This is a genomic window from Eudoraea algarum, from assembly GCF_050589645.1.
In the GTDB taxonomy this organism is placed as follows: Bacteria; Bacteroidota; Bacteroidia; order Flavobacteriales; family Flavobacteriaceae; genus JBNGOQ01.
This window is the reverse complement of the sequence record NZ_JBNGOQ010000004.1, coordinates 278,108-299,871: the sequence shown is the minus strand read 5'-3', so window position 1 is coordinate 299,871 and position 21,764 is coordinate 278,108. Positions and strand designations below refer to the sequence as shown.

17 protein-coding genes and 1 pseudogene are annotated in these 21,764 nt (G+C 47.9%); 10 read left to right on the top strand and 8 right to left on the bottom strand.

The genetic code is table 11. The annotated features are described in order from the left end of the window. Position 1 precedes the first annotated feature (1 nt). The 8 genes and pseudogenes from ACRD67_RS16435 to ACRD67_RS16400 form a co-directional block, all read right to left on the bottom strand. The gene (locus ACRD67_RS16435; protein ID WP_430968316.1) at positions 2 to 5,662 is read right to left on the bottom strand and encodes a DUF6443 domain-containing protein; all 5,661 of its coding nucleotides are present in this window, start codon (positions 5,660 to 5,662) and stop codon (positions 2 to 4) included. 12 nt (positions 5,663 to 5,674) lie between these two features. After that, entirely contained in the window at positions 5,675 to 6,121 is a 447-nt protein-coding gene (locus tag ACRD67_RS16430) for a hypothetical protein (RefSeq protein WP_430968315.1), read from the bottom strand. Positions 6,122 to 6,123: 2 nt separating this feature from the next. Continuing rightward, positions 6,124 to 9,300, bottom strand: coding sequence for an RHS repeat domain-containing protein (locus ACRD67_RS16425; protein WP_430968314.1), 3,177 nt, complete (start codon positions 9,298 to 9,300; stop codon positions 6,124 to 6,126). A gap of 1,092 nt (positions 9,301 to 10,392) precedes the next feature. After that, complete coding sequence (locus ACRD67_RS16420; RefSeq protein WP_430968313.1) at positions 10,393 to 10,494, bottom strand: ORF6N domain-containing protein; 102 nt, start codon at positions 10,492 to 10,494, stop codon at positions 10,393 to 10,395. Positions 10,495 to 10,518: 24 nt separating this feature from the next. Beyond that, the gene (locus ACRD67_RS16415) at positions 10,519 to 11,133 is read right to left on the bottom strand and encodes an SH3 domain-containing protein (RefSeq protein WP_430968312.1); all 615 of its coding nucleotides are present in this window, start codon (positions 11,131 to 11,133) and stop codon (positions 10,519 to 10,521) included. Positions 11,134 to 11,248: 115 nt separating this feature from the next. After that, positions 11,249 to 11,341 (bottom strand): annotated as a pseudogene (locus ACRD67_RS16410) (ORF6N domain-containing protein); the annotation flags it as partial. A gap of 63 nt (positions 11,342 to 11,404) precedes the next feature. Beyond that, a complete protein-coding gene (locus ACRD67_RS16405) occupies positions 11,405 to 12,781 on the bottom strand; it encodes a DUF5689 domain-containing protein (protein ID WP_430968311.1) in 1,377 nt (458 codons plus the stop codon). 25 nt (positions 12,782 to 12,806) lie between these two features. Next, complete coding sequence (locus ACRD67_RS16400; RefSeq protein ID WP_430968310.1) at positions 12,807 to 15,626, bottom strand: TonB-dependent receptor; 2,820 nt, start codon at positions 15,624 to 15,626, stop codon at positions 12,807 to 12,809. A 160-nt stretch (positions 15,627 to 15,786) separates the two neighbouring features. On the opposite strand from ACRD67_RS16400, the gene ACRD67_RS16395 reads away from it, so the two are divergent. From ACRD67_RS16395 to ACRD67_RS16350, 10 genes are all read left to right on the top strand, one after another. Then, on the top strand, positions 15,787 to 16,821 hold the full coding sequence (locus tag ACRD67_RS16395) for an endonuclease/exonuclease/phosphatase family protein (protein ID WP_430968309.1): 1,035 nt from the start codon (positions 15,787 to 15,789) through the stop codon (positions 16,819 to 16,821). Positions 16,822 to 16,908: 87 nt separating this feature from the next. Continuing rightward, positions 16,909 to 17,430: an ORF6N domain-containing protein gene (locus tag ACRD67_RS16390; protein WP_430968308.1), complete on the top strand. Its 522-nt coding sequence runs from the start codon at positions 16,909 to 16,911 to the stop codon at positions 17,428 to 17,430. 123 nt (positions 17,431 to 17,553) lie between these two features. Next, positions 17,554 to 17,991 (top strand): PaaI family thioesterase, encoded by a 438-nt coding sequence (locus ACRD67_RS16385; RefSeq protein ID WP_430968307.1) that lies wholly within the window; start codon positions 17,554 to 17,556, stop codon positions 17,989 to 17,991. 6 nt (positions 17,992 to 17,997) lie between these two features. After that, positions 17,998 to 18,267 (top strand): hypothetical protein, encoded by a 270-nt coding sequence (locus tag ACRD67_RS16380; protein WP_430968306.1) that lies wholly within the window; start codon positions 17,998 to 18,000, stop codon positions 18,265 to 18,267. A 45-nt stretch (positions 18,268 to 18,312) separates the two neighbouring features. Beyond that, positions 18,313 to 18,558, top strand: coding sequence for a MafI family immunity protein (locus tag ACRD67_RS16375; protein WP_430968305.1), 246 nt, complete (start codon positions 18,313 to 18,315; stop codon positions 18,556 to 18,558). 91 nt (positions 18,559 to 18,649) lie between these two features. Next, a complete protein-coding gene (locus ACRD67_RS16370; protein WP_430968304.1) occupies positions 18,650 to 19,069 on the top strand; it encodes a hypothetical protein in 420 nt (139 codons plus the stop codon). A gap of 100 nt (positions 19,070 to 19,169) precedes the next feature. Next, entirely contained in the window at positions 19,170 to 19,607 is a 438-nt protein-coding gene (locus tag ACRD67_RS16365; protein WP_430968303.1) for a contact-dependent growth inhibition system immunity protein, read from the top strand. Positions 19,608 to 19,630: 23 nt separating this feature from the next. Beyond that, complete coding sequence (locus ACRD67_RS16360; protein WP_430968302.1) at positions 19,631 to 20,014, top strand: DUF5071 domain-containing protein; 384 nt, start codon at positions 19,631 to 19,633, stop codon at positions 20,012 to 20,014. Between the two features lie 96 nt (positions 20,015 to 20,110). Continuing rightward, a complete protein-coding gene (locus ACRD67_RS16355; protein ID WP_430968301.1) occupies positions 20,111 to 21,199 on the top strand; it encodes a hypothetical protein in 1,089 nt (362 codons plus the stop codon). A gap of 139 nt (positions 21,200 to 21,338) precedes the next feature. Further along, positions 21,339 to 21,755 carry a hypothetical protein gene (locus tag ACRD67_RS16350; RefSeq protein ID WP_430968300.1) on the top strand — a complete coding sequence of 139 codons (417 nt, stop codon included), beginning with the start codon at positions 21,339 to 21,341 and terminating at the stop codon, positions 21,753 to 21,755. Positions 21,756 to 21,764: the final 9 nt, after the last annotated feature.

The window sequence follows — 21,764 nt, the reverse complement described above, 5'->3', positions numbered from 1 at the left end:
ATTAATGAACAATTCGACCGTCCACACTTACATTTAGGTGGTTGCCGCTATTTGACAAGTGACCCAATTGCTTTTTGCCTTTAGCTGATAGTTGGACATCCCAATGTCTTTCTCCAATGATATTACCGGATGGTTTTTTCCAAATATTACCAAATTTATCGACATAACCTCCATCTTTCTTATGTAATCTGCCATTCTTTATGTCCGAAGGTCTTGGAATAAAACGAATCTTTCCTTTGATTGGAAGTCCAGCATTTTTTACTAATGCACGTGAACTTGTTGCTACCCCTTTTATTTTAAGAGGGACAATAGCCGTAACCGCAGTTAACGCGTCATCAGCTGCCTCCGGGTCAGCTTCAATATCTCTAATTAGCACTAAGGCGAATCTATCCAGGGCGGGTAATGAAGGTACTCCTGCCACTCTGGGAAGTGAAAATTCTCCGTTGATTATGAAGTCAAGGTCTTCCTGCATCTTTCCCGGGATGGTTTCCTCAGAATAATCATAATCTGTTCTGAAATCTGGTGACGTATTACTGTCGGCGGGAGTTAAAGTAACCCCCTCAAGAACATTTATATGGTTTGTATCGCTACCTCTGTACTGATCGTATATGTCTCCATCAGGGCAGGCAACAGCATTGCCATTAGCATCCAAACAGTTGCCCCCATCAGGATCAAACGAGACCACAGGGTTGTTACCCATTGCAACATAAGGAGATACAAATTGTTCATACGGATCGGTTGTAACGAATCTTCCTATCGCAGCATCATAATGCCTTAATTCAAATTCGTGCATGTTGTAACCAAGACTATTATCAATCTCCTGCCCCTGAAACTCAAACTTATGGTCCCTACCGACCTGTCCGCCATTATACCCCTTGTGCTTAAGCCCAAAAGGATAGTAGTTGTTCTCTTCCCTGATTTGGAGGGTAGGGCTTGAAGGTGCACCCGAGTTATGGTAGGCAAGCCTAATATTCCCCAGATGGTCCTTGTACTGGTAGATATAGTCCCAATTGCTGCCATTGGGCTCCACATAGCCTTCCGCATGGTTAAAGAACTGCAGGGCACTGCCTTCATAGATATAATTGCCCGCATATTCGGTTGTCACAGAACTTAGCCCGGTCTCGTTTACAACTTTCTTCTGTTTTACGCCCGTGGCGTCGTAAATATATTGAATATTTCCGGAACCCAAGGTTACTTGTGTAGGTAAATTCAGATGGTTGTACGTAATACTTGTAATACCCTTGTTGGCATCGGAGATCATATTGCCGTTGGCGTCATAGGTATAGTCGTTCCCGCTATTGGTGCCGTCCTTAAAGCCGTATACGGGGCCATTGTCCGATACCTTGAGCAGTTTGTTCCCTGCATCATAGGTATAAGCAAGTACATCCATAAAACCAAAGATCGTGGCATTGAGGTCGGCCTGCCCCTTACGGTCCAAGGCGGTGATATTGCCGTTCTTGTCATAGACCACGTTATGGAGGTTGTAGTTCCCGGTATTATCGACCGCCTTCTTGATCCGGTTGAGTGCATCATAGGTGTAGGTATAGCTTTTAAGGCTCTGATCGACATTGGCCGTCTTCCATTCGCTCTTGGCAATATTGCCGTTGTAGAGCGGGTTGCTGCCTTCGTTATAGCCCAGGCGAAAACTGAAGAGGTCGTTGCCTATATTCCCAACATCGTTGATGCGGGTAAGCCAACCCCGGGTGTTGTAGCTGTAGTCCACCATCTGAAGCGGACTGTTATTGGCGTCATTGCCCACCTGCTTCTGCACCAACTGCCCGGTACCGTCAAAGCTATTGCTGGCGATCAGCTCCGGCGTACCGTCGTTGATGCTATGGGTCTGCTGCACCACACGCCCTGCCGGATCATAGGTAAAGACCTCCTCGGTCACAATAGGGGCATTGGCGCCCTTGGTATGGGTAGTCTTGGTCTTTTCCACCTTCCCGGCAAAGTCGAGCTTACTTTCCACAATATCCGTGGTCCCTAAATACTCATTGACCGTGCCTACCAATATGGGCCTGCGCTTGTTGTCGTAAAGCGTAAGGCTGTTCACCCATTTCTCCGGATTGCTTCCCAGCACGCGTACGCCGGTGCCCGTAGGCAGTCCCTTAACGCTTTGATTTACCGTTTGCCCCAGTACCGTAGTAGGGATAACATATCCGCCCAGGTCAAAACTATAATCGTCATACTGGTTTACCGTATGCAGTTCATGGGTAAACGCGGCCAGGGAGGGGTAGGTGTTCACCGTGTAAAAGTTGCCACTGGGTGTTTCGAACTGGGCGCTGGTGCCATCGGCCGCCGTTTGCGCCTGTGCCCGGGTCGCCGTTACATCCGCAAGTCCCGTATAGGCCACCCGGCCAAAGGCATCGTATTTGGTAAAGAGCCATTTGTTTTGGGCCGCAAGGTTGGCATCCTGGGTCATAATGGGTTGGTCCAGTTTGTTGTAGACAATGTATTCCCAACCCTTGCCCGCTACCTTTTTCTCGATCAGGCGGTTCCTGTGGTCGTACTTGTACTGGTAGCCCAGATCATCCAAAATGGCCTGGGTAATAGTAGCGTTCTCGGAGGCCTTGGGCGGTAGTACAAAGCTGAGGTTCCCGTAATCGTCATAGACGTAGTAGGTGTCATGCGCCCCGCTGTTGTAGGTGCGCTTTAGGACCACCCGCCCGTCCTTGTCCGTAAACTCCTCGGTGCTATGGTCCGTACCGCTGCTGTGGTTCTCGTCCCTGGTCACCGTTTTATAGAGGACTCCTGCGGGATAGCCTGCGGGCTCCTCGCTCAAGGTGGGCAGGGCGGTATCGTCATTGGTAAAGTCTACCTGGAACAGGCGCACTTCACTGGCCGTATTGGTCTTATAATCAAACTCGATCTCATGGCCACTGCCCAGTTTCCAGGCCTCCCCGGGGGCGGCTTGTTTCAGCACCCGGTTCAGGGGCGAGGCCTCAAATTCCTTTTCCCCAAAGGCGTTCACATTGGCCCCGGACTGGGTGGGGTAGTCCCCCTTATAGTGGGCTTCGTAATACTGTTTGGTGGCCGCGGTCCTATCCCCCCTATAGGCCCCAATGGTCCCGTTGGGCTCGGAATAGGGAAGAAAGTCCTTCGCCTGTCGCCCATAATCGTCATAACTGATCTGGGTCACCACATCACTGGGCAATTGCTGCATCAATAGCGTGCCCACATTGGCCTGGGTTCCGTCCAGTTGCTGCAATACGGGGTTCCAGAAGAACTGCCGTACGTTGGTGTTGGTGGCATAGTAGAGATAGCTCCTAAACCGCGAGGTGGTGGTGTCCGAGCGCCAGGTGTACTCCGTACCGTCCAGCACCTTGTTTCCCTGCATGTCATAGACTCCGCTCTCGCCGGTATCGCCACCGCTATAGGTATAGGGGTGGATCACCCCCACCAAGAGGTACCACTGATTCAACTGCGGCAGGTCGCCGTTCCAGAAATAGGGGTTGCCATTGGCGGTACCGTCCAGGTTGTTCACGTTCTGGGTACCATGGTAGGTGGTACCATCGTTGGAATAGCTGCGTTTTACCCAGACCGTATAGCGGTAAGTGGCCGTTTTGTCCACGTTGAAGTAATCCGTGTTCCAGCCGCCATCGGCGTTGGAGGCCGTATCGTTACCGCACTTCCATAGGAGGTCGCTGTTCCCAAAGGGGTTGAGGCCCATTTCGCGCTCGTTCTCGCTGGTGGACCCGTTCTGGTTAAAGAAGGCCGTGCCGCCGCTGCCCGCGGTCCAGTCCATCGTCCATTCGGGCAGGCTGCTCATCGGGGTGCTGCCACTGGCCTTGATGGCCACCTCCTGCATGGGCCGGCCCAGGCCGTCAAAATAAGTAATCTGCTCTATGACATCGGCATCGTCCTTGATCAGGGCGGGATCGGTGGAACTGCCTACCGCCTTTTGGAAATTGCGCACGTAGACGTAGTTCTCATCGCTCATGGCAGCCGGGGTGTAGGTACAGCCATTGCTAATGCCATAGGTGGTAGGACATTCGTCCGTACTGTTGCTCACATAGCCCTGCAGGCTATAACTAAAATAGCCGGTATCATTGGCATCGCCATAGCCGTCCCCGTCCGTATCCTTATAGTAGGTCTGGGGCGCTATATCTGAGATGTGTTCGGTGGTATCGTCATGGTCGCTGTTGTTGCTCACATAATTGGCCGGTGGGGTGCAAGAGTTGGTGGAAACCGAAGGGTTTCCAAAACCATCGTTATCACTATCCTCATAATAGGTAGATCCAGAGGTTATGGTAATGGCCACAGCCGTGCGCACGGTAGATTCGCAGCCCGATCCCGTATCATAGCTCGAGGCGTAGTAGGTGGTATTGCTACTGAGCGTGGGCGTGGTATAGGTGGAGCCCTGGTAAAGGTGCGAGCCTCCGGTCGACGCAGTATACCATCGTAAGGTATTGGCACTGGCACCTGGGGTAAGAGTCAAGGCCAGGGTGCCACTACCACAGCGACTGGCGGTTTCCGAACCGGTGGGTTTTACCAGCAGCGGGTGTACTGTTACGGTAACCGTATTGGAATATTTGGTCTGCCCGCAGGAAATGACCCGTCTTCGGAACCATTGGCTCTGCGTCTGGTCCCCAGGGGGATTGTAGGTGTTGGAGGTGGCCCCGCTGATATTGGTCCATCCACTGCTACCATTACTGGAAATCTGCCATTGATAGGCAAAGCTGCCGTCGCCACCGGAAGGGGAGGAGGCATTGCCCAGCAGCCCGGGATTGCCACGATAGCAGATACTGGTGGCCCCATTGATGGTGCCGGCGCTTAGGTTGGCGCGCACGGTGACCTTTATGGTGTTCGTATATTTTAACTGTCCGCTACAGGAGGAGACCCTTCTGCGGTACCAGCGCGAAGTGGTAAGTCCGCCCGGCGGATTGTAACTGGTGCCCGTGGCCCCGCCAATATTGGTCCACCCACTGCTACCATTGTTGGAATACTGCCATTGATAGGTATATCCGCCACTACCATTGCTGGCCGAGCTGGTACTGCTCATGGTACTTGGGTTCCCCGCATAGCAGATGGTCTGTGCGCCCGTGATGCCCCCGGCACTGAGATTGGCGGTGGTAACGGAGACACTTCCTGAGCCTGTGCTCCAATCCAAGGTGGTGTTGTGGCGGGCACGGATGTAATAGGTCCCGTTGCCCTCATTGGCCACATAGGTGGACCCGGACCCCTTGGTGGTGCTGGTACCATTGGAAGTTTTCCCCTGCCAGTACCAGGTGATGCCCCCTGCGGGCGAACCGCTGCGCTGCAGGGTGGTCTGGCCGCAATTGTTGCTGGAAATAGTGGGGTTGCCGGGATTGGCCGGAATCCCGTAAACCGAGACGGTGGCCGAGGCGCTGTAGGCGTTCCAATCCGCCCCCAAAATGGAGGCCGAAATGGTGGTATTGCCGGTATTGTTGAATTTTACGGTGACCGAAGTGTTGGAACTGAGCGTGATCGTGGCACCATTGGAAACGGTCCATAAGGTATTGGTAACCCCCGGTCCCGCTAGGGTATAGGTCCTGGTATCATTTTGACTTAGGGGGGAAGGGCCGGTCAAACTGTATTGGCCGTATAGGGCCGGAAAGCAGCAGAGCAAAAGGAACAGTCCCCAGAGGGCTTTTCCGAAAGTCATGGGACTTGCTGTTGTTTTTTGTGTTCTGTAATACATGGTCTTTCGGTTTTAGTTTTTAACAAAGTGGGTTTCGGTGATGATGCTCTTGGTGTCCCCGGAAGCAATGTTGACCATCACCAGCCGGTTTGGTGCCGGGAAGGAGATCCGCTTGCGGAAGACCGACCCGTCCGGGGTCGTTATCAGTACAATGTTGTTGTTCTGTGCGGCCCATTGGCCCACCAGGGTGCTGCCGTCGGCAAGGGTAACCGTATAACTTCCATCCAGGGAAAAGGTTTCCGTTCTGCCGATATAAAACGCCATAATGGCATTCTTGTGTGCGGGGATGGTATCCAGACGCTGTTTGGTACCTGGATCCATACGGGTCTCAAAAGTGCTGGCGTCAAAGATCCAACTGCCCACGACGGGGTGTTGCCCATCGCTACGGTCATTTTGTGCGTGGGCAAGGCACATCCCCATGAGGAGTACCAATATTGTGAGTTGCTTTAGGATTTTCATGCTTACTGATTTTTATAGTTGTACTGGTAATGGGAAATGATCTTGCCGTCCTGGTCCACGATCTCCTTGAGCCGGTTAAAGCTGTCGTAAGTATAGGAGGTGGTATAGCCACTGGGATCGGTAATGGAAGTGACCCCCACCAGGGGATCGTAGGTCATGGTGGTCACCATGGCATTTGCGAAATCGGGATCGTTCCTGAGCGAATTCAAGGAAGTCTTCAAAATGTTCTCGGTGGCTATGTTTATGTCCTGATCGGAGGTAGTTTGCAGCGCACTTACATCAAATCCGGCCAGCACCGCTGTGTAGGTAGCATTTTCGATTTTGGCAATCGGGTACATCTTGTTGTATCCCCAGACATAGGCGATATGGGTGCCGTTTTCCAGGGCCACCTCTATCACATTGCCCACATCGTCGTATTCGTGGAACACGACACGGGACTCCATGGTCCCCATATCCTTTATGGAGTAGAGGCGCTTGGGGATCTTAATGCCGTTGGCAAGCGAATCATAGGCCGTACGGGTAATCATTTCCTCCCCATCGGTCTTGCGGTGCACCTGTACAGGCGCCCCGATCTTGGGACTAACCCCTGCTTGCTTCATTTTTAATATCACGGCCAGTTCCCTTGCCGTCAGGTCACCTCCCGGCAGGCTGCTGGCGACGGTCACGTCATCCGGATAGTATATCTTTTGCTGCTGGGCCTGGTTCTGACTGTCCGTGGTCTCCGTACGGGTGCGCTGCAGATGTACCAGGTTGTCGTAATAATAGTTTTCCGTGCGCGAGACCTGGTCGGGGAAATAGCTTATGGTCTGCTTGGAGACCGGCTTTACCCAGGAACTGGTAATATAGTAGTAGTCCCAGGCAAAGGTGGCCTTGTTGGGAAAGAACTCGGCCTGCGCCTGCCGGATCACAAAGCCGGCCGCCAGCTTATCGCCCCCATGGCTTTCCGAGGAACTGCTTATAAAATTGGTGTCAAAGGCATAGGTGTTGATCTCTTCCTGTACCTTGCTGCCGCTGCCGTTCAGCAGCTCTTTTTTCAACAGCAACCCCCGTTTCCAGGAATAGGAAGTGGGGGGCACATTGGGAAATTTGAGCGCCGTACCCCCATAGGTATCACTATCATTGGTAAAGTGGTAGACCGTCTTGCCGTTGCCCGTTTCGCTCTTGTTGATCTCCGTGGTCCGGGAGTAGCCCACAGAATTGCCCAGGGCCGTGGCCAGGGCATATACGCTTGAATGTCCCCTGCCCAGATAGGAGCAGAGATTGGCATTGGTCTGGTTCTCTTGATAGATGATATAATGGAACTGGGGAATGCCCTGCAGGTTGCCACTGGATTCCGTAGAGCCCTCCTTGGTATACCCATAGGTCCGCTCCTCGTAATCTATGCCGTCATAGTTCTTGATCTTTTGGATGCGGAGCCCCCCGGTAAGTTCGTTGTGCGGGGCAATGGTCTGCTGCGTATGCCAAGCCAATTTGGCGGAGAAGAGACAGCCGGGACCGTCCACCTCGAACTCCAGTGTATAGTTGCCGGGTGCCAGGGAAAGCGGATAGGTACCCGAAACGATGTAACGCCCCACCTCCTGCTGACTGCTGTTGATGATCTTGGCGATGGCACCGTCCTCCAGGATCAACTGGTCCGGATCGTTCCCACATTGGTTATCGATGATAAGCCGCAAATTTTGATAGCCGCTCTGGATGCTAAAAGGGTTGGTGTTTTCGTTGACCAGCTCAAAATTGGGGTACTTGGTCAGCCCTCCGGCCGTGTATTCCGTGGTGGACTGGTTCAAGTAATAGTCGTTGGACTCATAGAAGAACTCCGAGGTCCCCTGGGTAGGATAGGTGATCTTGGTCAGTACCCCGGCCTGGCAATGCGTAGTGCTCACGGAACGGTCCGCCCCGGCGATCAGGGAACCGCCATAATAGGTCTCCGGCAATATGGTACTGTTGCTCTTGCCGTTATAGAAACCCCAAAGGTCCTGGGAATAGCTAAAACGGGCCGGGAGGTTCTGCGTCTCGTTATAGGTGAACCGGTGTTTCTTTTCCGAGCTCACTTCAATGAGTTCCGTAAGCTTTAGGCGATTGTCATCCTCTGTGGAGGTGCCCGTGGGACCAAAATAATCGTAGATAAATTCGTAGGTCTTGACCGCCCCGGAACTGTTCGAAACGGCAATCTTCCGCAGCGCGTGGTTCCCCGAGAAATCGGTCCGGGTATTGGATCCGTTGATGGGATAGGAGACATTGTCCGAATAAGTGAACTGCACGTTCCCGTTGGTAAAATCGATACGGTCCAATACGGGCTCGTTATGGGTGATGGTCTTTTCGCAGTTTTCCGGGGGTTTGGTGGAACAACCTGCGGGAATGCTCACGGGAAAATAATCGGTGGCCTCCTTGGCCAGGATATATTGATAGTTGAAGAAGCGGTACACAAAGTTCACCTCTTCCCCGGTATAGGTGGTGATCTTGGTCAGTTTCCAACTTGTGGAGACATTGTTGCCCAAATAGTTGGAAGCACCCCCCTGGCTACAATTGGAACCTACCACGGACATGCCCATGGCCGTAAAGAGAAAGCTGTTGCCCATCTCGTCCACAATAGTGAACTGGGTCATGAGCGCATTGGTACTGATGGTGATGGCCTCCTTGGGAATCAGGTGGATCTCCCCCGCATCGTCAAAAATAAACTTCCCGGAACGCCCCAGGAAATTGTACTGGAAAACATCGGGTTCCGAGTCCTCTTCCCCGGCAACGACGTCCAGGGCGTAGTTATAGTCATCTATATGATTGGCATAGTCGTTGGGGTCAAAGCTACCTACGGTGGGGCGGGTTCCTGTGACCGTGAATTCCTTGATACCGGCCACGCTACGGGAGATGACGCCCTCGGCGTTCAAGGACCAGCCCAGGCCGACCCTTGAGGCCTTTTCGTCCACGCGGATTCCGGAGGGGTGGTAGCTTAAGCTGATGGGCACCGCTAGATCCGATCGGGTAGAGATCTGGTAGAGATCTATACTGATGTTGGGGGTACCGGTATAATAGCCAATGGGGATTTCCCCGTATTTTTCCATTTGCTGCACATCGGGTGCCGGGGGAATAATCCTGGGAAGTTGAAAATCGTTTTCTGGGGGTGTTTGCGCCACGGCAAAGGCGGCACTTAAGATGCAAAGGATAAGGATTACTTTTTTGATCATGATTTCAATTGTATTATCGGTTTTGGTTGCCTGCAAGAGGGCATACGCCGCCCGGGCAAGGGACAGAAAATGTCCAATGCGATAGCGGTACACAGTTTTTGATCGTTACTTCATAGTAACGGCGGTTCGCTGTGCAGAGCTGTTTTCATCACGTGCCCGTTTCCGAGGGGAAGGGAACGCTTGTTATGGGAGGGGAGGACCTAGGCGGAGGAAAATTCCAAGCCGCCGGCCGTTGGGATCAGGTATAGGTTTTTTTTGGGTCCTAATTGCTTCAGTAGGGTCGGGTGCCATGTGTTGGTAAGGGGTACATTCATGGGGTTCTCGTTTAAAAAGTGTTACATATTTGTTTTGTGTTATAAAACCTTTCCTAATATATAATTTATTTCTTATTTAATTGTAAGAAAGATCGGTATTTTTATCAACAAAAAGTGTATAGTGCGCGTAAACGACCGAAACCTCTTTCGTTTTACCAAAACTCGCGCTTAAATGTGTGCAAAGGAAACCCGATGTAACAAGTGGTCAGATTAGGGTTATGGACGGGAAAATCCTTGTGCTGGGGAGGTTGATGGTTGGTGGTGGGTACGCCTACGCCATCCGCATGTCGCCATCCGCGTGTCGCCGTAGCTTTAGCGGAGGCACAGGCTGCGGTGTATGCTGACAGTGGGCGGTGATGAATTGATGAATTATGAATGATGAATTAAGGGTGTTGGGTTTGGAATTTGGGATTTGGAGTGATGAGCTGGCAGTGAACAATTATCAATAACCCTGAAACAGTGGGCATTTCGCCGGGCGCATGGCGCGTTGCGCGGTGCAGTATAGCAGGCAGTTAGCAGTGGGCACACCTACGCCATCCACATGTCGCCATCCGCATGTCGCCGTAGCTTTAGCGGAGGCACAGGCTGCGGTGTATGCTGACAGTGGGCGGTCATGAATTGATGAATTATGAATGATGAGTTGAAGGGTGTTGGGTTTGGGATTTGGGATTTGGAGTTAATGAATTATGAATGTTGAGTTAGTGAGTTAAAAAGGGATGGGTTGATGAATTCGGGGTTATGGATTCTTCATTGGGCCCTCTTCGCTATTGCCTATTCCCTATTCGGTACAGGCATAGGGTAAGCTCCGGCGACCTACCCAACTTGCGGTCGCATTTTGCGACTTCAAGTTTTCCCATTCCGCTTTGGTGAGACGGAACATACAGTCTTCATTATCGGGAATATGTTAGTTGCACATGCTTCTATCAACGTAGGTCTTATTGCCGTTTGAGTTAATGTAATAACACCCTCCTCTTGGGCCTCTATAATAGGTTTTAGACTTATATTTCCTTGGAGTACTTTTCCCAGAATAACTTTTTTTTGAAGCTGATATGCTCTTATAGTTGCTAGCTGAAGTGTTGGTGGACTTGATGCTATTGGTTATAGAAGGCTTATTCGACGAACTAGTATTAGCTGTTCCTTTAGTCACGTAGGTTCGATGTACATATCCCGTGCCATATGCACTTTGAATTCTAAAATAGTCTCCTTCGAAAGAAATCACCATTACCTCAGTATCCTGATCGAATATTTTCAAAATTTTTCCAAAAGCACTAGGCTTGTCTCTCATCCTCGTTGTAGCCCTACAGGTATAAAGGTCTTTAGATTCATTAAGTACAATTTGGAAATTATCTTCTTTGACCTTAGCAATTTCCTTTTGTAGAACTGAAAGCGAATCTTTTAAATCATCAATTTTGGATTCAATAATTCTCTTCTTATGCAGTAGGTTTTCCAAGTCCCTGCCCTGTGAATAGCTCATATGGCTGAAGCTCAGCAAAATGAAAAGAAAAAATACTGGATACATGATAAGTGCTTATATCTTAAATATACAGTATTATCCAGAAAGCATTTGCAGTTATTTGCAGAATTGACCGTAATCGTCGTTAAACTGTTGATTATGCTTGACAGCAGTCACTCCCCTAGCCGCCGCAATTTGAGGTGCCAAATTGGCTCCTCCAATTTTGGAACTCCGCCTTATCCAGCTCAAACATAAAATCTTCCGGAAAGCGTTCCTTGTTTCTGCGATTTCAAAATCACTAGGGCGCCGAATCCAATTGTCATATTCCTGTGGAAACCTAGTCCCTCCTTCCAGGGCCAAAATCGGCTGGGGCATTCTGGGGTTGTTTTATGGTGCCGGCCCCGCCGGTATCGTTATAGAGTGTCCATTCCTTAAAATCATATACCGGATTTCCCTTGGAAATGTCCGGGTTCCGCACCGCGCGACCGTCCTCAAATTCATGATTGGTGCCAGAACCGTCCTCCCCGATGACACCAAAGGCATCGATCACGCTTCCGAAGGGATCTACCAACACCAGATTATCGTCCCCATTGGAGTCGGCCGGCCCGTTTTTGGAACTCGACAAATCCGGTGGAAAACCATAGACCCCTTCAAACTCAGCTGCATTTGGAGAAATAACCACAGTCCCCTTGGCCCCAATAACGAGATCCGACAAGTCAATAGAGGAACCTACTTCCGTATTGGCATTAGTATAGCGGTGCAGCATCCACCCTTTTAGGGGTATGGGCTCCGTGCCCGCATGGTAGAGTTCCACAAACCGGGCCCCTGTATGGTTGTAGGGATCGGCCAGTTCGGAGATGAAGATATTCGGGGAGGTGAATTCCTCCGGTTCCTTCCTACAGCGTTCCTTGGAAAAATCGATATCACCTAGCTCACGTATTACCAACCGATATGCTTTGTTCCCTTTCGACAGAACCCCGGTAATACTTCCATTGCCCTCGGGCAGCCTGTGGTCCTGGAAATCGGAAAACCCGCTGTTCAGAAGTACAATTTCCCCCTCATGACAGTCTTTAAGCCTGCGTTCCGTGTCTTCCCTGGGCAAAGCAAAGACAAGTCCCACTTCCTCCTCTAGCACTTCTATGCTGTCCAGCTGCACCAGGGTATTGACCATCTGTTCCCTTAACTCGGCTAGGGTAATCTTTTTAGGGGAGAGCTGGGCCGGTGCCTCGCAGGCGATGCTAAGATGTTCGTCGATTTTTAAGGCGGGAAGACGCCCTATAGAAAGATGACCAAAAGCATCAAATGTTCCCCCCAACTTAAAGACACCCTGCTGTTTTCCCAAGTACAGCCCCTTTACTCTTACATATACCTTGCTCCCTAGTGGGTAGAACAGGTGCAAATCCCTCAGGTCCAGGTGTAGTTGAATGCCTTCGGTCGGCCGGGTCGGATGGTCCTGTAGATGTAGTGTGCCATAAAAATTCCCCGAACGGTCCGAGGATATCACATAGCCTTCCAGGGTAAGGTCTTGTTGTATTTGCATAGTTTCCCCAGCAAACAATGCCTTTACCTCCGCGAAGGTGGTGTTGGCTTCCATATCCTTGGCACAAATCCCCTCGGGTATCCCAAAATCGGTTTCCCCGACACAGTTCCACAGCAGCACAAGGCCGGCCATAGCGCCTAAAATTCCACTCCTTATCCGTTTCAAATTTCCCATTTGATGATGTTTGTGTCCCTGCCTTTCAAAAACTGATGGCCAAATTGATAAAATAGGTGCGACCGTAGCCATACCAGTATTTTGGTCCAAAAGAGGGGTTTCCACTTAACCGATCTTGCCAAAGTTCCCCAAAATTGCCCTTTCTACGCTGCTCAAACCCTCCTGTCTTAAAGGTGGTGTCAAAGACGTTGTTGATGCTCGCAAAAAGGCTGATGTACTTGTTCCCTACCAGCCACGACTTGCCCCCTATCACATTCAACAAATAGAAATCCTCCATTTTGTTCTGCATCAATATATCATCCACATTTTCTTGTGTAGCCTGGGGAAAAGACCGTCCCGTTTCCGGATCGATGAAAAAACTCCCGGTTCGGTTTATAAAAGAAATCTGGCCGTAATTATTGGCCAAATAGTTGGCGGCGCCACCCACCCACCAATATTTGGGGTCCCGGTATTCCAAGCCCAAGGCATAGGCTTTCTGCGGGCCCTGGGCCAACTTCAGATCCTTGATCTTCGCCTTCCCCAGGTCTAGATTCCCCACGGCATTGATCTGATCGTCCTCGCTTCCGGCGGTATCAAAATTTATCGTTAAGGAGGGGTCCCTGGCATACACATATTTGCCTATGGCAGCGACGGCCGACACCTTCACCGAGGAGGACATCTTATACTCCATACCCAGTTCCGTTCCCAGATGTAGCTTGTCCAGCTCGCTAAGGACTTCTTGCACAAAATCGGATCCGACGCCCGACTCCACAAAGAAGAAATTGATATCCGTCAGGTCCTGAAAACGGGTGTAGAAACCTGTGATTCGGCCTGTAAGCTTCGGGAGCCGAACATAGTAGTTACAATCTACCGTAGAGATTTTTTCGTTTTGCAAATTTGGAACGGTATGGTTGTTCTCCCTGGGATTTATAAATACATTACGGAACGCTGGATTCCTAGTGAGGTACGCGCCATGGATTTTAATCCTATGTCTGCCATTTATGCTGTAGCTAAACCCTCCCTTTGCCCCGTAATTTGAAAAATCAACCATCCCTCCCGGCCCCAAGGACCCCTCCAAAAAACGCTCGTTCAAAAACAATCCCTCCCGTTGGTATCCTGTTTTGGCATAATTTCCGGATAGGAACAGACCCCATGTATTTCCATTCATTCTGAACTGCAAGAAAGCATCGAACGCATCTGCATGTATGAGGTAGTTGTAGTTGAAGACTTCTCCTTTTTCTTTTGCCAGTGTCCCGTTCAAATCGTTTCGGGTGCCGGAGAAAGGGTCTATATCCTCGTGAAATTCGGCTCCCATCAAATCCCGGAGTACCGCAAAATTTTTGGCTTTTAGGGTTCTGTAGGTAGCCCCAAAATCCAACTGCACCCCTTCACCCACCTTAAGGTTGGCCAGTCCGTTCGCCGTTAACAGTTCATTTTGGATCATATCATCGTACCATACATAGGACGCGGTGTCCTCTTCGATATTGGCCCTGTAGAGCTTGCCCCAATTCAATTGCGGGTTGTTGAGAAATCCTTCTTGTGCCAGCATTGCATTTTCAAAGTTGGCGCCTGTTGGACCGTTGATATAAAAACTGGGTAAATAACGATAGTAGGTGGGGTCTGGATTGGGCGCATGGTAATACCCGATCCTGCTCCGGGCATCGGGGCCATATTGATAGGAGACCCCAGTGCTTAGTCTGAGGCGATCAGATCGGTGATCATAGTTGAGCATCAAAAGCGGTTGTTGTATCTTTCGCTCCCTGGAATTCCGTATATCCCCCTGCTGAAAGCCCCAATAGGGATTGTATTTTTTCCCCGCCAAATGAAACACCTCCTCCGTGATGGCCGAAGAACGGCCCCGGCGATTGGAAGCGAGCAAGGAAGTAAAACTTACACTGTTCTTTGGGTCTATATGATACTCCACCGCACCAAAAAAAGAATCGGCGTCATATAGCGTGCCAGAAATATACCCTTCGGAGGCCCATCTTTTGGAAGCGGACACGCTATAGGAAAATCCCGAGTCCCTATTGCCCGAGTTATAGGTAATCATGGCCCTCCCCCGATACGTTCTATTCGAAACGGAATATGAAATTCTTACCCCAGGGCGCATTCCAGAGGGCCTGGTATCAATTTGGGTAGTGCCCAAAATACCTCCAAAGGTATGGTCGGAGGCTTCCAATCCGTTGGAGAAGTCCTGGTTCCGGGTCACATCGTTTAAGCCGCCCCAAGTATTCCATTGGGCGCGGCGATCATAAAAGGTGTTCATAGGGATTCCATTGATCAATACGGTACCGTTCCCCCGATCATAGCCCCGGACCTTAAAAAAAGCCTGACCAAAATCAAAAGCGGCCCTAGTGAGGAAAATATCCCGGGAGGCCTGTAGCAGACCCGATGCCGTGGATCCATTTTCCTCTTCGTACAGTTCGGCATCCGTTAAACTGATAAGATTATCTGTTTTGTCCAAGGCGATATCCCGTTCCAGATAGATCGTACCAAGATCTAGCAGTTGCTGTTCCAGAACAATGGGGATTCTTTTGGTCACAAAATCCGGGGCCGATATACGAAGCAGCTGTTCCCCTGTAAGGGAGGTTTCCAATCGGAAACGGGTATTGGCCTCAATTTTTTTGGAAACCCAGCTCCCTTCGATTGAAACGGTATAGGGACCTAGGCTTGTTCCTGTTTGCGCATTTAGGACCTTTCCTTCTACCGCGAATGCCCCTTGGACCCTTTGCGATAGCGAAGTGTTGGCTGTTAAGCAAAGAAACGCAAAAAGAAGGGTGCCTACCGGAATTCGATAAAACCGGGCATTTAAGCCTCCTTTCAGGCACTTCTTATGCTGCCCGCTAGCTAAGATGGTAATTTTCATAACGAAACTTCATATATTTGGAGTTGCGTCAAAAAGGTAGTTCTGGCCGATTTTGACCAAAACTAAAGGCGCAGACTGCAAAAACATTGCACTCCCAAAAAAATTTATGGCAATCCGTTCGCATTTTAGCTGTTTGCGAACCTGATCAGAAGGTATTTGGATGGGACATAAGGTAATTTATCTCTTGACTTTTTTGATGGTGTGCGTGGGGCAATCGCAAAAGCGATATGTCACAAGGACCATTGCTTTTTACAATGTGGAAAATCTGTTCGACACGGCAAACGATTCCCTGACCTTTGATGATGATTGGACCCCGGAGGGCAAGTACCGGTGGACCATGGGGCGCTATCAAAAGAAGATAGATCATATTTCCAAGGTGCTTTCCGAAATCGGGGCCGAAGTGACCCAAACCTCCCCGGATATCATCGGTCTTTGCGAGGTAGAAAACAAACAGGTGGTGGCCGATCTGGCAACACATCCAAATTTGAGGAATAAAAATTACGGCATTGTACATTTTGACTCCCCGGACGAGCGGGGCATAGATGTTGCCCTCTTGTACAAAAAAGAAGTTTTCCTGCCTACCTCCTTTGCCAGTCATAGGTTACTCCTCTACAAGGAGGCCGAGGAACGGGATTATACCCGTGACCAACTGGTGGTAGGAGGAATCCTGGACGGGGAGCAGATGTATTTTATTGTAAACCACTGGCCCTCCAGAAGTGGTGGGGAGACCAGGAGCAGGCCCCATAGGATCGCCGCCGCCAAATTGAACAGAAGAATCCTGGATTCCCTTTCCAAACATAATAGCGAAGTGAATATCATTAGCATGGGCGACCTGAATGACGATCCCGTGGATTACAGTTTAAAGCAGGTACTAAAAACCGATGGAAAGCGGCAAGCCCAAACCCAACTTTTTAATCCTATGGAGCAGCTCTACCGGAAGGGAGTTGGCTCGCTGGCCTATAGGGACCAATGGCACCTTTTTGACCAATTTTTCTTTACCTCTGGCCTGCTTCAGGTCGTAGAAAACCGGTACCGCTTTTGGAAGGCCGGCATTTTTAGGCCGCGCTATCTTGTTGTCCCTCACGGAAAATACAAGGGCTACCCCTTCAGGTCCTTCGCCACTGGCAATTATACCGGCGGCTATAGCGATCATTTTCCGGTGTATATGTTTCTGATCAAGGAGGTAAGGGATTAGACCTGTATTGGGGCAGGGAGAAAAAAGTACAGGGAACAGTGCTAAAAGTAAAATTCAAAAAAGGGGGTACTAAAAAACGTTGTATATATGAGTGCAAAATCAACCAAAATCCATTCAGAGAACATCGCCCAACTTATTCTGATGTTCAGGGGGCAAAAGGTATTGCTAGATTTCCATTTGGCCAATTTATATGAAGTGGAGACAAGAACTTTAAAGCAGCAAGTGAAGCGCAATTTAAGCCGGTTTCCAGAAGATTTCATGTTCAAATTGAGCAAAGTTGAGATCAATGAGCTGGTATCACAAAATGTGATACCAAGCAAAAGTTTTCTTGGTGGTGCTACGCCTATGGCATTTACAGAACAAGGTGTGGCCATGTTGTCCAGCGTCTTACGAAGTGCAAAGGCCGTTGATGTCAACATTGCCATTATGAGAACATTTGTACAACTAAGGAAATTGCTGGAGTCCAACAGCGATTTAAAGAAGAAAATTACCGCTATGGAAAAAAAGTACGATCAACAATTCAAAGTGGTATTTGAGGCCATCAAAAAACTAATCGCTCAAGATGGTCTGCCGCGAAAAAGAATCGGCTATAAAAGTGGAGGTAATTAAAGTTCAAAAAACGATTTGATAAAATTGGCTTATGATTATTGATCATATCTTCCGATATTGGGAAGGGCTTGTCTCCCAACAGTAAAAACCCTAAAATTTGGGGCAAACTATCATTTAATCTACATGGACCAATCACATTTTAAAAAACTGGAACGGATGTACCTGCTGGCCAATGTAAACACCATGCTCTTTGACACCACCACCTGTAAAATCTCCGATGGCCAGGCCGAGATAGGACTGGAAATCTCGGAAAAATATTTCCACGCCCTAGGGGCCATCCATGGCTCTGTCTACTTTAAACTGCTGGACGATGCCGCCTTTTTTGCCGTGAACTCCATGGTGGAAGATGTCTTTGTTTTGACTACCTCTTTCAACATCAACCTGATTAGGCCGGCAAATAAGGGCAAAATCACGGCCGTGGGACAATTGAAATTTAGATCACGGGAGTTGTTTGTGGCCCAATCCACGTTATACAATGAAGATGGCAAGGAAATAGCTTTTGGCACGGGCAATTTTTCAAAAAGCAAAATGCCCCTGACGGAGGACATTGGATACAAGTAATCAAATTTGGATCAAGAACAAAAAAATAAGGAAAAGCGGAAGAATGTAGACCTGACCACCCAGGAGTGGTTGCAGTTCTTCTTTTTCCCTACTAGTTCGGGCAGTAATTTTTTCCCGACCAAGGACCACAATGATCATGAATTTGAACGGTTCAAAAAATTTGGATTTGACAAGAAGCAAAAACAGGCCAGATATGCCCAAATCTGCGGTTTTATTTTTTATTTTATGGTGTTTGTCATTGTGGTAAAGCTAATCGACACCTATTTAATCGTGTAAATACAAGTTGTTTGGTAGTCGGCTTCCATTAATTTTAAAAATACCATGAAGAAAGAACTCCTGGCATTAAGCTCGGAAATTATCAATGGGCTATTAAGCCGTAAAGATCCCTTTTGTACATTTGAAGCTGCCGGAATTAGAGATGGACTCGAAATAATACATGAATACGTAGCGAATCGTGAATTTGGCGTCGCCTTTGAGCATCTTGAGTATATTATTTCAGAATGTGATATAAGCTTAAGTCCAGCACAAGTGGAACGGCTGAGTTCTTTAGCAAAAAGATTCAAATAAAGTTTAAAAGACATTCATGCAATGATCAATACACTTTATTTGACTTCGAAGTAATACTAACGATGAACCAACCCCAAAAAACTTAATCTAAATGAGAAGTAAATCACTGAATGGTTTTCTAATAGTAATAATTGGTTTAACCTTAGGGAATTGCAGAAGTAAATCAGAATCTAAAACGGAAACTGCCCCTATATCAAACAATGAGTTTGTTTATATGGAATCCGAAAAAAGGATAGAACTTATTTTGGAGGATAACGTTCATTTTTTAGTTGTCGACAAGCCAACAAAGGCAAAATTCCAAACGAAAAACATAGATAATCAACGGTTAGTGATTTACGGATCTGGAATAATGCTGAATACAGCAAATAAGGACGGATTTCGATTCATAATTACACCAATTGAAAAAACCCTTGTAGACGGAAATTTGGAAATACAGGTCTCCGAGCGTAATGAAAATGGGGAGATTTTCTCGCATAAATTTTTGATTCCAGTAAAACCGAAACCGAAATAAAAACTACCGCTAACAATGGCCTAGACCGCTGGAAAGAAAATAGCAGCAATAAAAGTATGTGGTATCACAGATTGTGAGCCCTTAGAATGTTAAGCACCTTATGAAGTTCGAGAACAACTGGAAACATAAAACCTTGGAGGCACTGGAAAGGAGCTATTGGGAGGTACCAACCTTCAAGAGCCATTTGGTGCAAACCTGTCATGCGCTGAGAAAAAAGCAACTCAAGGATTTTGACGTGGAAGACCTGCGACTAATGATCGGGCAAAACGAGGGCCTGGATTACCTGATTCCCTTGGCCATTGCTGAACTAGGGCGCGATATCCTTTCTGAAGGTAATCTTTTTGAGGGCGATCTGTTGCTCAACGTCCTGAAAAGCGATGAAGTTTATTGGAAAAGGGAAACAGAAAATTTGAAGATCGTCTGTGCCCTTTTTGACCAAAACAAACAAAGGATTTTAAATTTTGCACCCGTTGGTAGTATAAGAAAAAGCTTGTTTGAAGCCTTTGACAGGTTTAAAGAACTAAATGATGCGCCCTAAATTGGAAAAAGCCCTGTTAAATTATGAATATTGAAAAATTAATCCCCACGGATAAGGGAGATGTGGAAACAGCAAAAAAGCTGAAAAACTACTCTTATGAAGAACTGCGTCCTATCATCCCCCTACTTTTAGAGTGGATTCAAGATATGAATTGGCCCGTAGCTGGTCCTGTTGCGGATTATTTAGCATCCATTTCCGAGCATCTCACGGACAATATCATTGGTATTTTGAAGGGGAGGGATGACGTATGGAAGTATTGGTGTGTTAAAGTTTTTGGGATAGATGCCATAAAACCGATCGACCCTAAACTTTGGAAAGAATTTAACCGAATTGCGACAAATCCAAGCCCACAGGAAATAGCAGAGGAAGTTCATGAATTGGCCGTTGAACTGATGAATAATAGCTGAAGTACAAAAAAACCATATCATTTAGGAATGATATATGGTCCCATATTCCGATATTGGCCAATGATTATTGGCCTTTGTCGGTCGTAATACATAAAAATGCATATTAAATACGAAAGTCTACAAACAAAAATAAAGCGAAAACATAGTTTTAAATACAAGCCCGAGTTCTCCGAATCATTTAAAACGGATATTCCAGATGGCCAAATTATCCCATTGGCAATTGAAGTTTTCAAAAAATTAGAATGGCCTGTGGTTTTTATCAATAAAAAATCCGTAGAAGCAAAAAGGCAGGGCGATTATCATAAACTAACCGAAAAAGTAACCATCACCAAAGGCAGTGCCGGGAGAATTGAAGTCCATAGCAAATCGCTAGAAAGTAATTTTTGGGATGTTGGCAAAAATTCGAAAAGGACGGGTTTGTTTATCGTCCTTTTTCAAAAGCTGGCATTAACGTACAAGGAAAGTGGAAAACTTGCCGAACTTGAAACTGAATTTGAAAAGCAATACAGTTGGGAAGACTACGAAGTTCCTGCGGAATTGCCAAAACCAAAACCATACGGAAAACCAAACCCATTAATCGCAATAGGTGGCGGGTTGGCAATCGCCATTGGTATTGGGCTATTGGTGGGCCTCCTATCACAGAAGTTCATTTACTTTATTCTTCTGTTCGAAGTAGGTATCGGTTTGCTTTTGGGTTATTTATTTAACAAAATCCTCAGAATGGCAAACTATATGGACCTTCGTAAAGCCAGAATAATGTTGGTGCTATTGGTTTTTGTCATATTCGTAACAAATCAATACTTCCAATTTTACCTAATACTTACGGAAAACAATATCCCGAATTTTGGCTTTATTGCGTTTCAGGAATACCGGCTGAATGAAGGCTTTACAATCGATGAACTCAATACGGGTTGGATCGGTCTCGTCGTTATTTGGATAGTACAATTGGTAATCCCGTTTTTTTTGGCACAAGCAAAAGTGGTTATAGGCGTCATGAATCACATCATTGAGAGAATCCCGGAAAAGGTGTTGGAATACGTAACCTACTTATTGGAAATGGGAAAATCCGAAAGCGAAATAAGAGCGGAACTGTCCGCTAAGGATTGGCGCAAAAAAGCCGATCAGGACAACGTTTTTGACGCGGTGGGCGCTATGGGCGAATTTCGGCAAAATAATCGGGAATAGAACCTACGTCTACCATGCTAATAGAAAATAACCATTTAATAAAGGCTTTACAGGAAATCCAGAAATTCAGGTGCAGTGCTCCAACGAAAAGTTGCTGCTACCCTACAGATAACCCTTGTGTAACATTAAACACCGAACTTTGACTTACAAATACTCCATTTGCTACCCGGACCGGGAAGAAATTGAATATCCGACCAACTTGTTGGATAAGGACCAAGTGTTGGAAATGGCAAAAAACTATCCATGGATGGAACAATTAAAGTTGGCGGACAGTGTAACTCTGGACACGGTCTATTACAGCCCGTCTCTCGACTTTACCCATATCAATGACAGGCATAGCTTTTGTTTGACCGCAGGCCTGAACAAGGAAAAATTGGAGTTTTCCCTGTGGTACAACAGACCGGTTAAAAAACGACCCCTATTTGGTCTCCTAGGAGAAAAGACACGGATGGAAGTAGTGGATAAATGGTCCATTGACCAACCCACTGCCTTAACGTATTTGGAAACATTTCTAAATAGGGATTATCGGACTATTGAGCGAATCATGACCCAATAAACCATGCTT

Coding starts and splice junctions, on each gene's coding strand:
- ACRD67_RS16375 (WP_430968305.1), top strand. CDS start 18,313: ATGAAGAAAGAACTCCTGGCATTAAGCTCGGAAATTATCAATGGGCTA.
- ACRD67_RS16400 (WP_430968310.1), bottom strand. CDS start 15,626: ATGAAAATTACCATCTTAGCTAGCGGGCAGCATAAGAAGTGCCTGAAA.
- ACRD67_RS16385 (WP_430968307.1), top strand. CDS start 17,554: ATGGACCAATCACATTTTAAAAAACTGGAACGGATGTACCTGCTGGCC.
- ACRD67_RS16435 (WP_430968316.1), bottom strand. CDS start 5,662: ATGTATTACAGAACACAAAAAACAACAGCAAGTCCCATGACTTTCGGA.
- ACRD67_RS16365 (WP_430968303.1), top strand. CDS start 19,170: ATGAAGTTCGAGAACAACTGGAAACATAAAACCTTGGAGGCACTGGAA.
- ACRD67_RS16415 (WP_430968312.1), bottom strand. CDS start 11,133: ATGTATCCAGTATTTTTTCTTTTCATTTTGCTGAGCTTCAGCCATATG.
- ACRD67_RS16405 (WP_430968311.1), bottom strand. CDS start 12,781: ATGGGAAATTTGAAACGGATAAGGAGTGGAATTTTAGGCGCTATGGCC.
- ACRD67_RS16395 (WP_430968309.1), top strand. CDS start 15,787: ATGGGACATAAGGTAATTTATCTCTTGACTTTTTTGATGGTGTGCGTG.
- ACRD67_RS16390 (WP_430968308.1), top strand. CDS start 16,909: ATGAGTGCAAAATCAACCAAAATCCATTCAGAGAACATCGCCCAACTT.
- ACRD67_RS16430 (WP_430968315.1), bottom strand. CDS start 6,121: ATGAAAATCCTAAAGCAACTCACAATATTGGTACTCCTCATGGGGATG.
- ACRD67_RS16425 (WP_430968314.1), bottom strand. CDS start 9,300: ATGATCAAAAAAGTAATCCTTATCCTTTGCATCTTAAGTGCCGCCTTT.
- ACRD67_RS16360 (WP_430968302.1), top strand. CDS start 19,631: ATGAATATTGAAAAATTAATCCCCACGGATAAGGGAGATGTGGAAACA.
- ACRD67_RS16420 (WP_430968313.1), bottom strand. CDS start 10,494: ATGTTCCGTCTCACCAAAGCGGAATGGGAAAACTTGAAGTCGCAAAAT.
- ACRD67_RS16355 (WP_430968301.1), top strand. CDS start 20,111: ATGCATATTAAATACGAAAGTCTACAAACAAAAATAAAGCGAAAACAT.
- ACRD67_RS16370 (WP_430968304.1), top strand. CDS start 18,650: ATGAGAAGTAAATCACTGAATGGTTTTCTAATAGTAATAATTGGTTTA.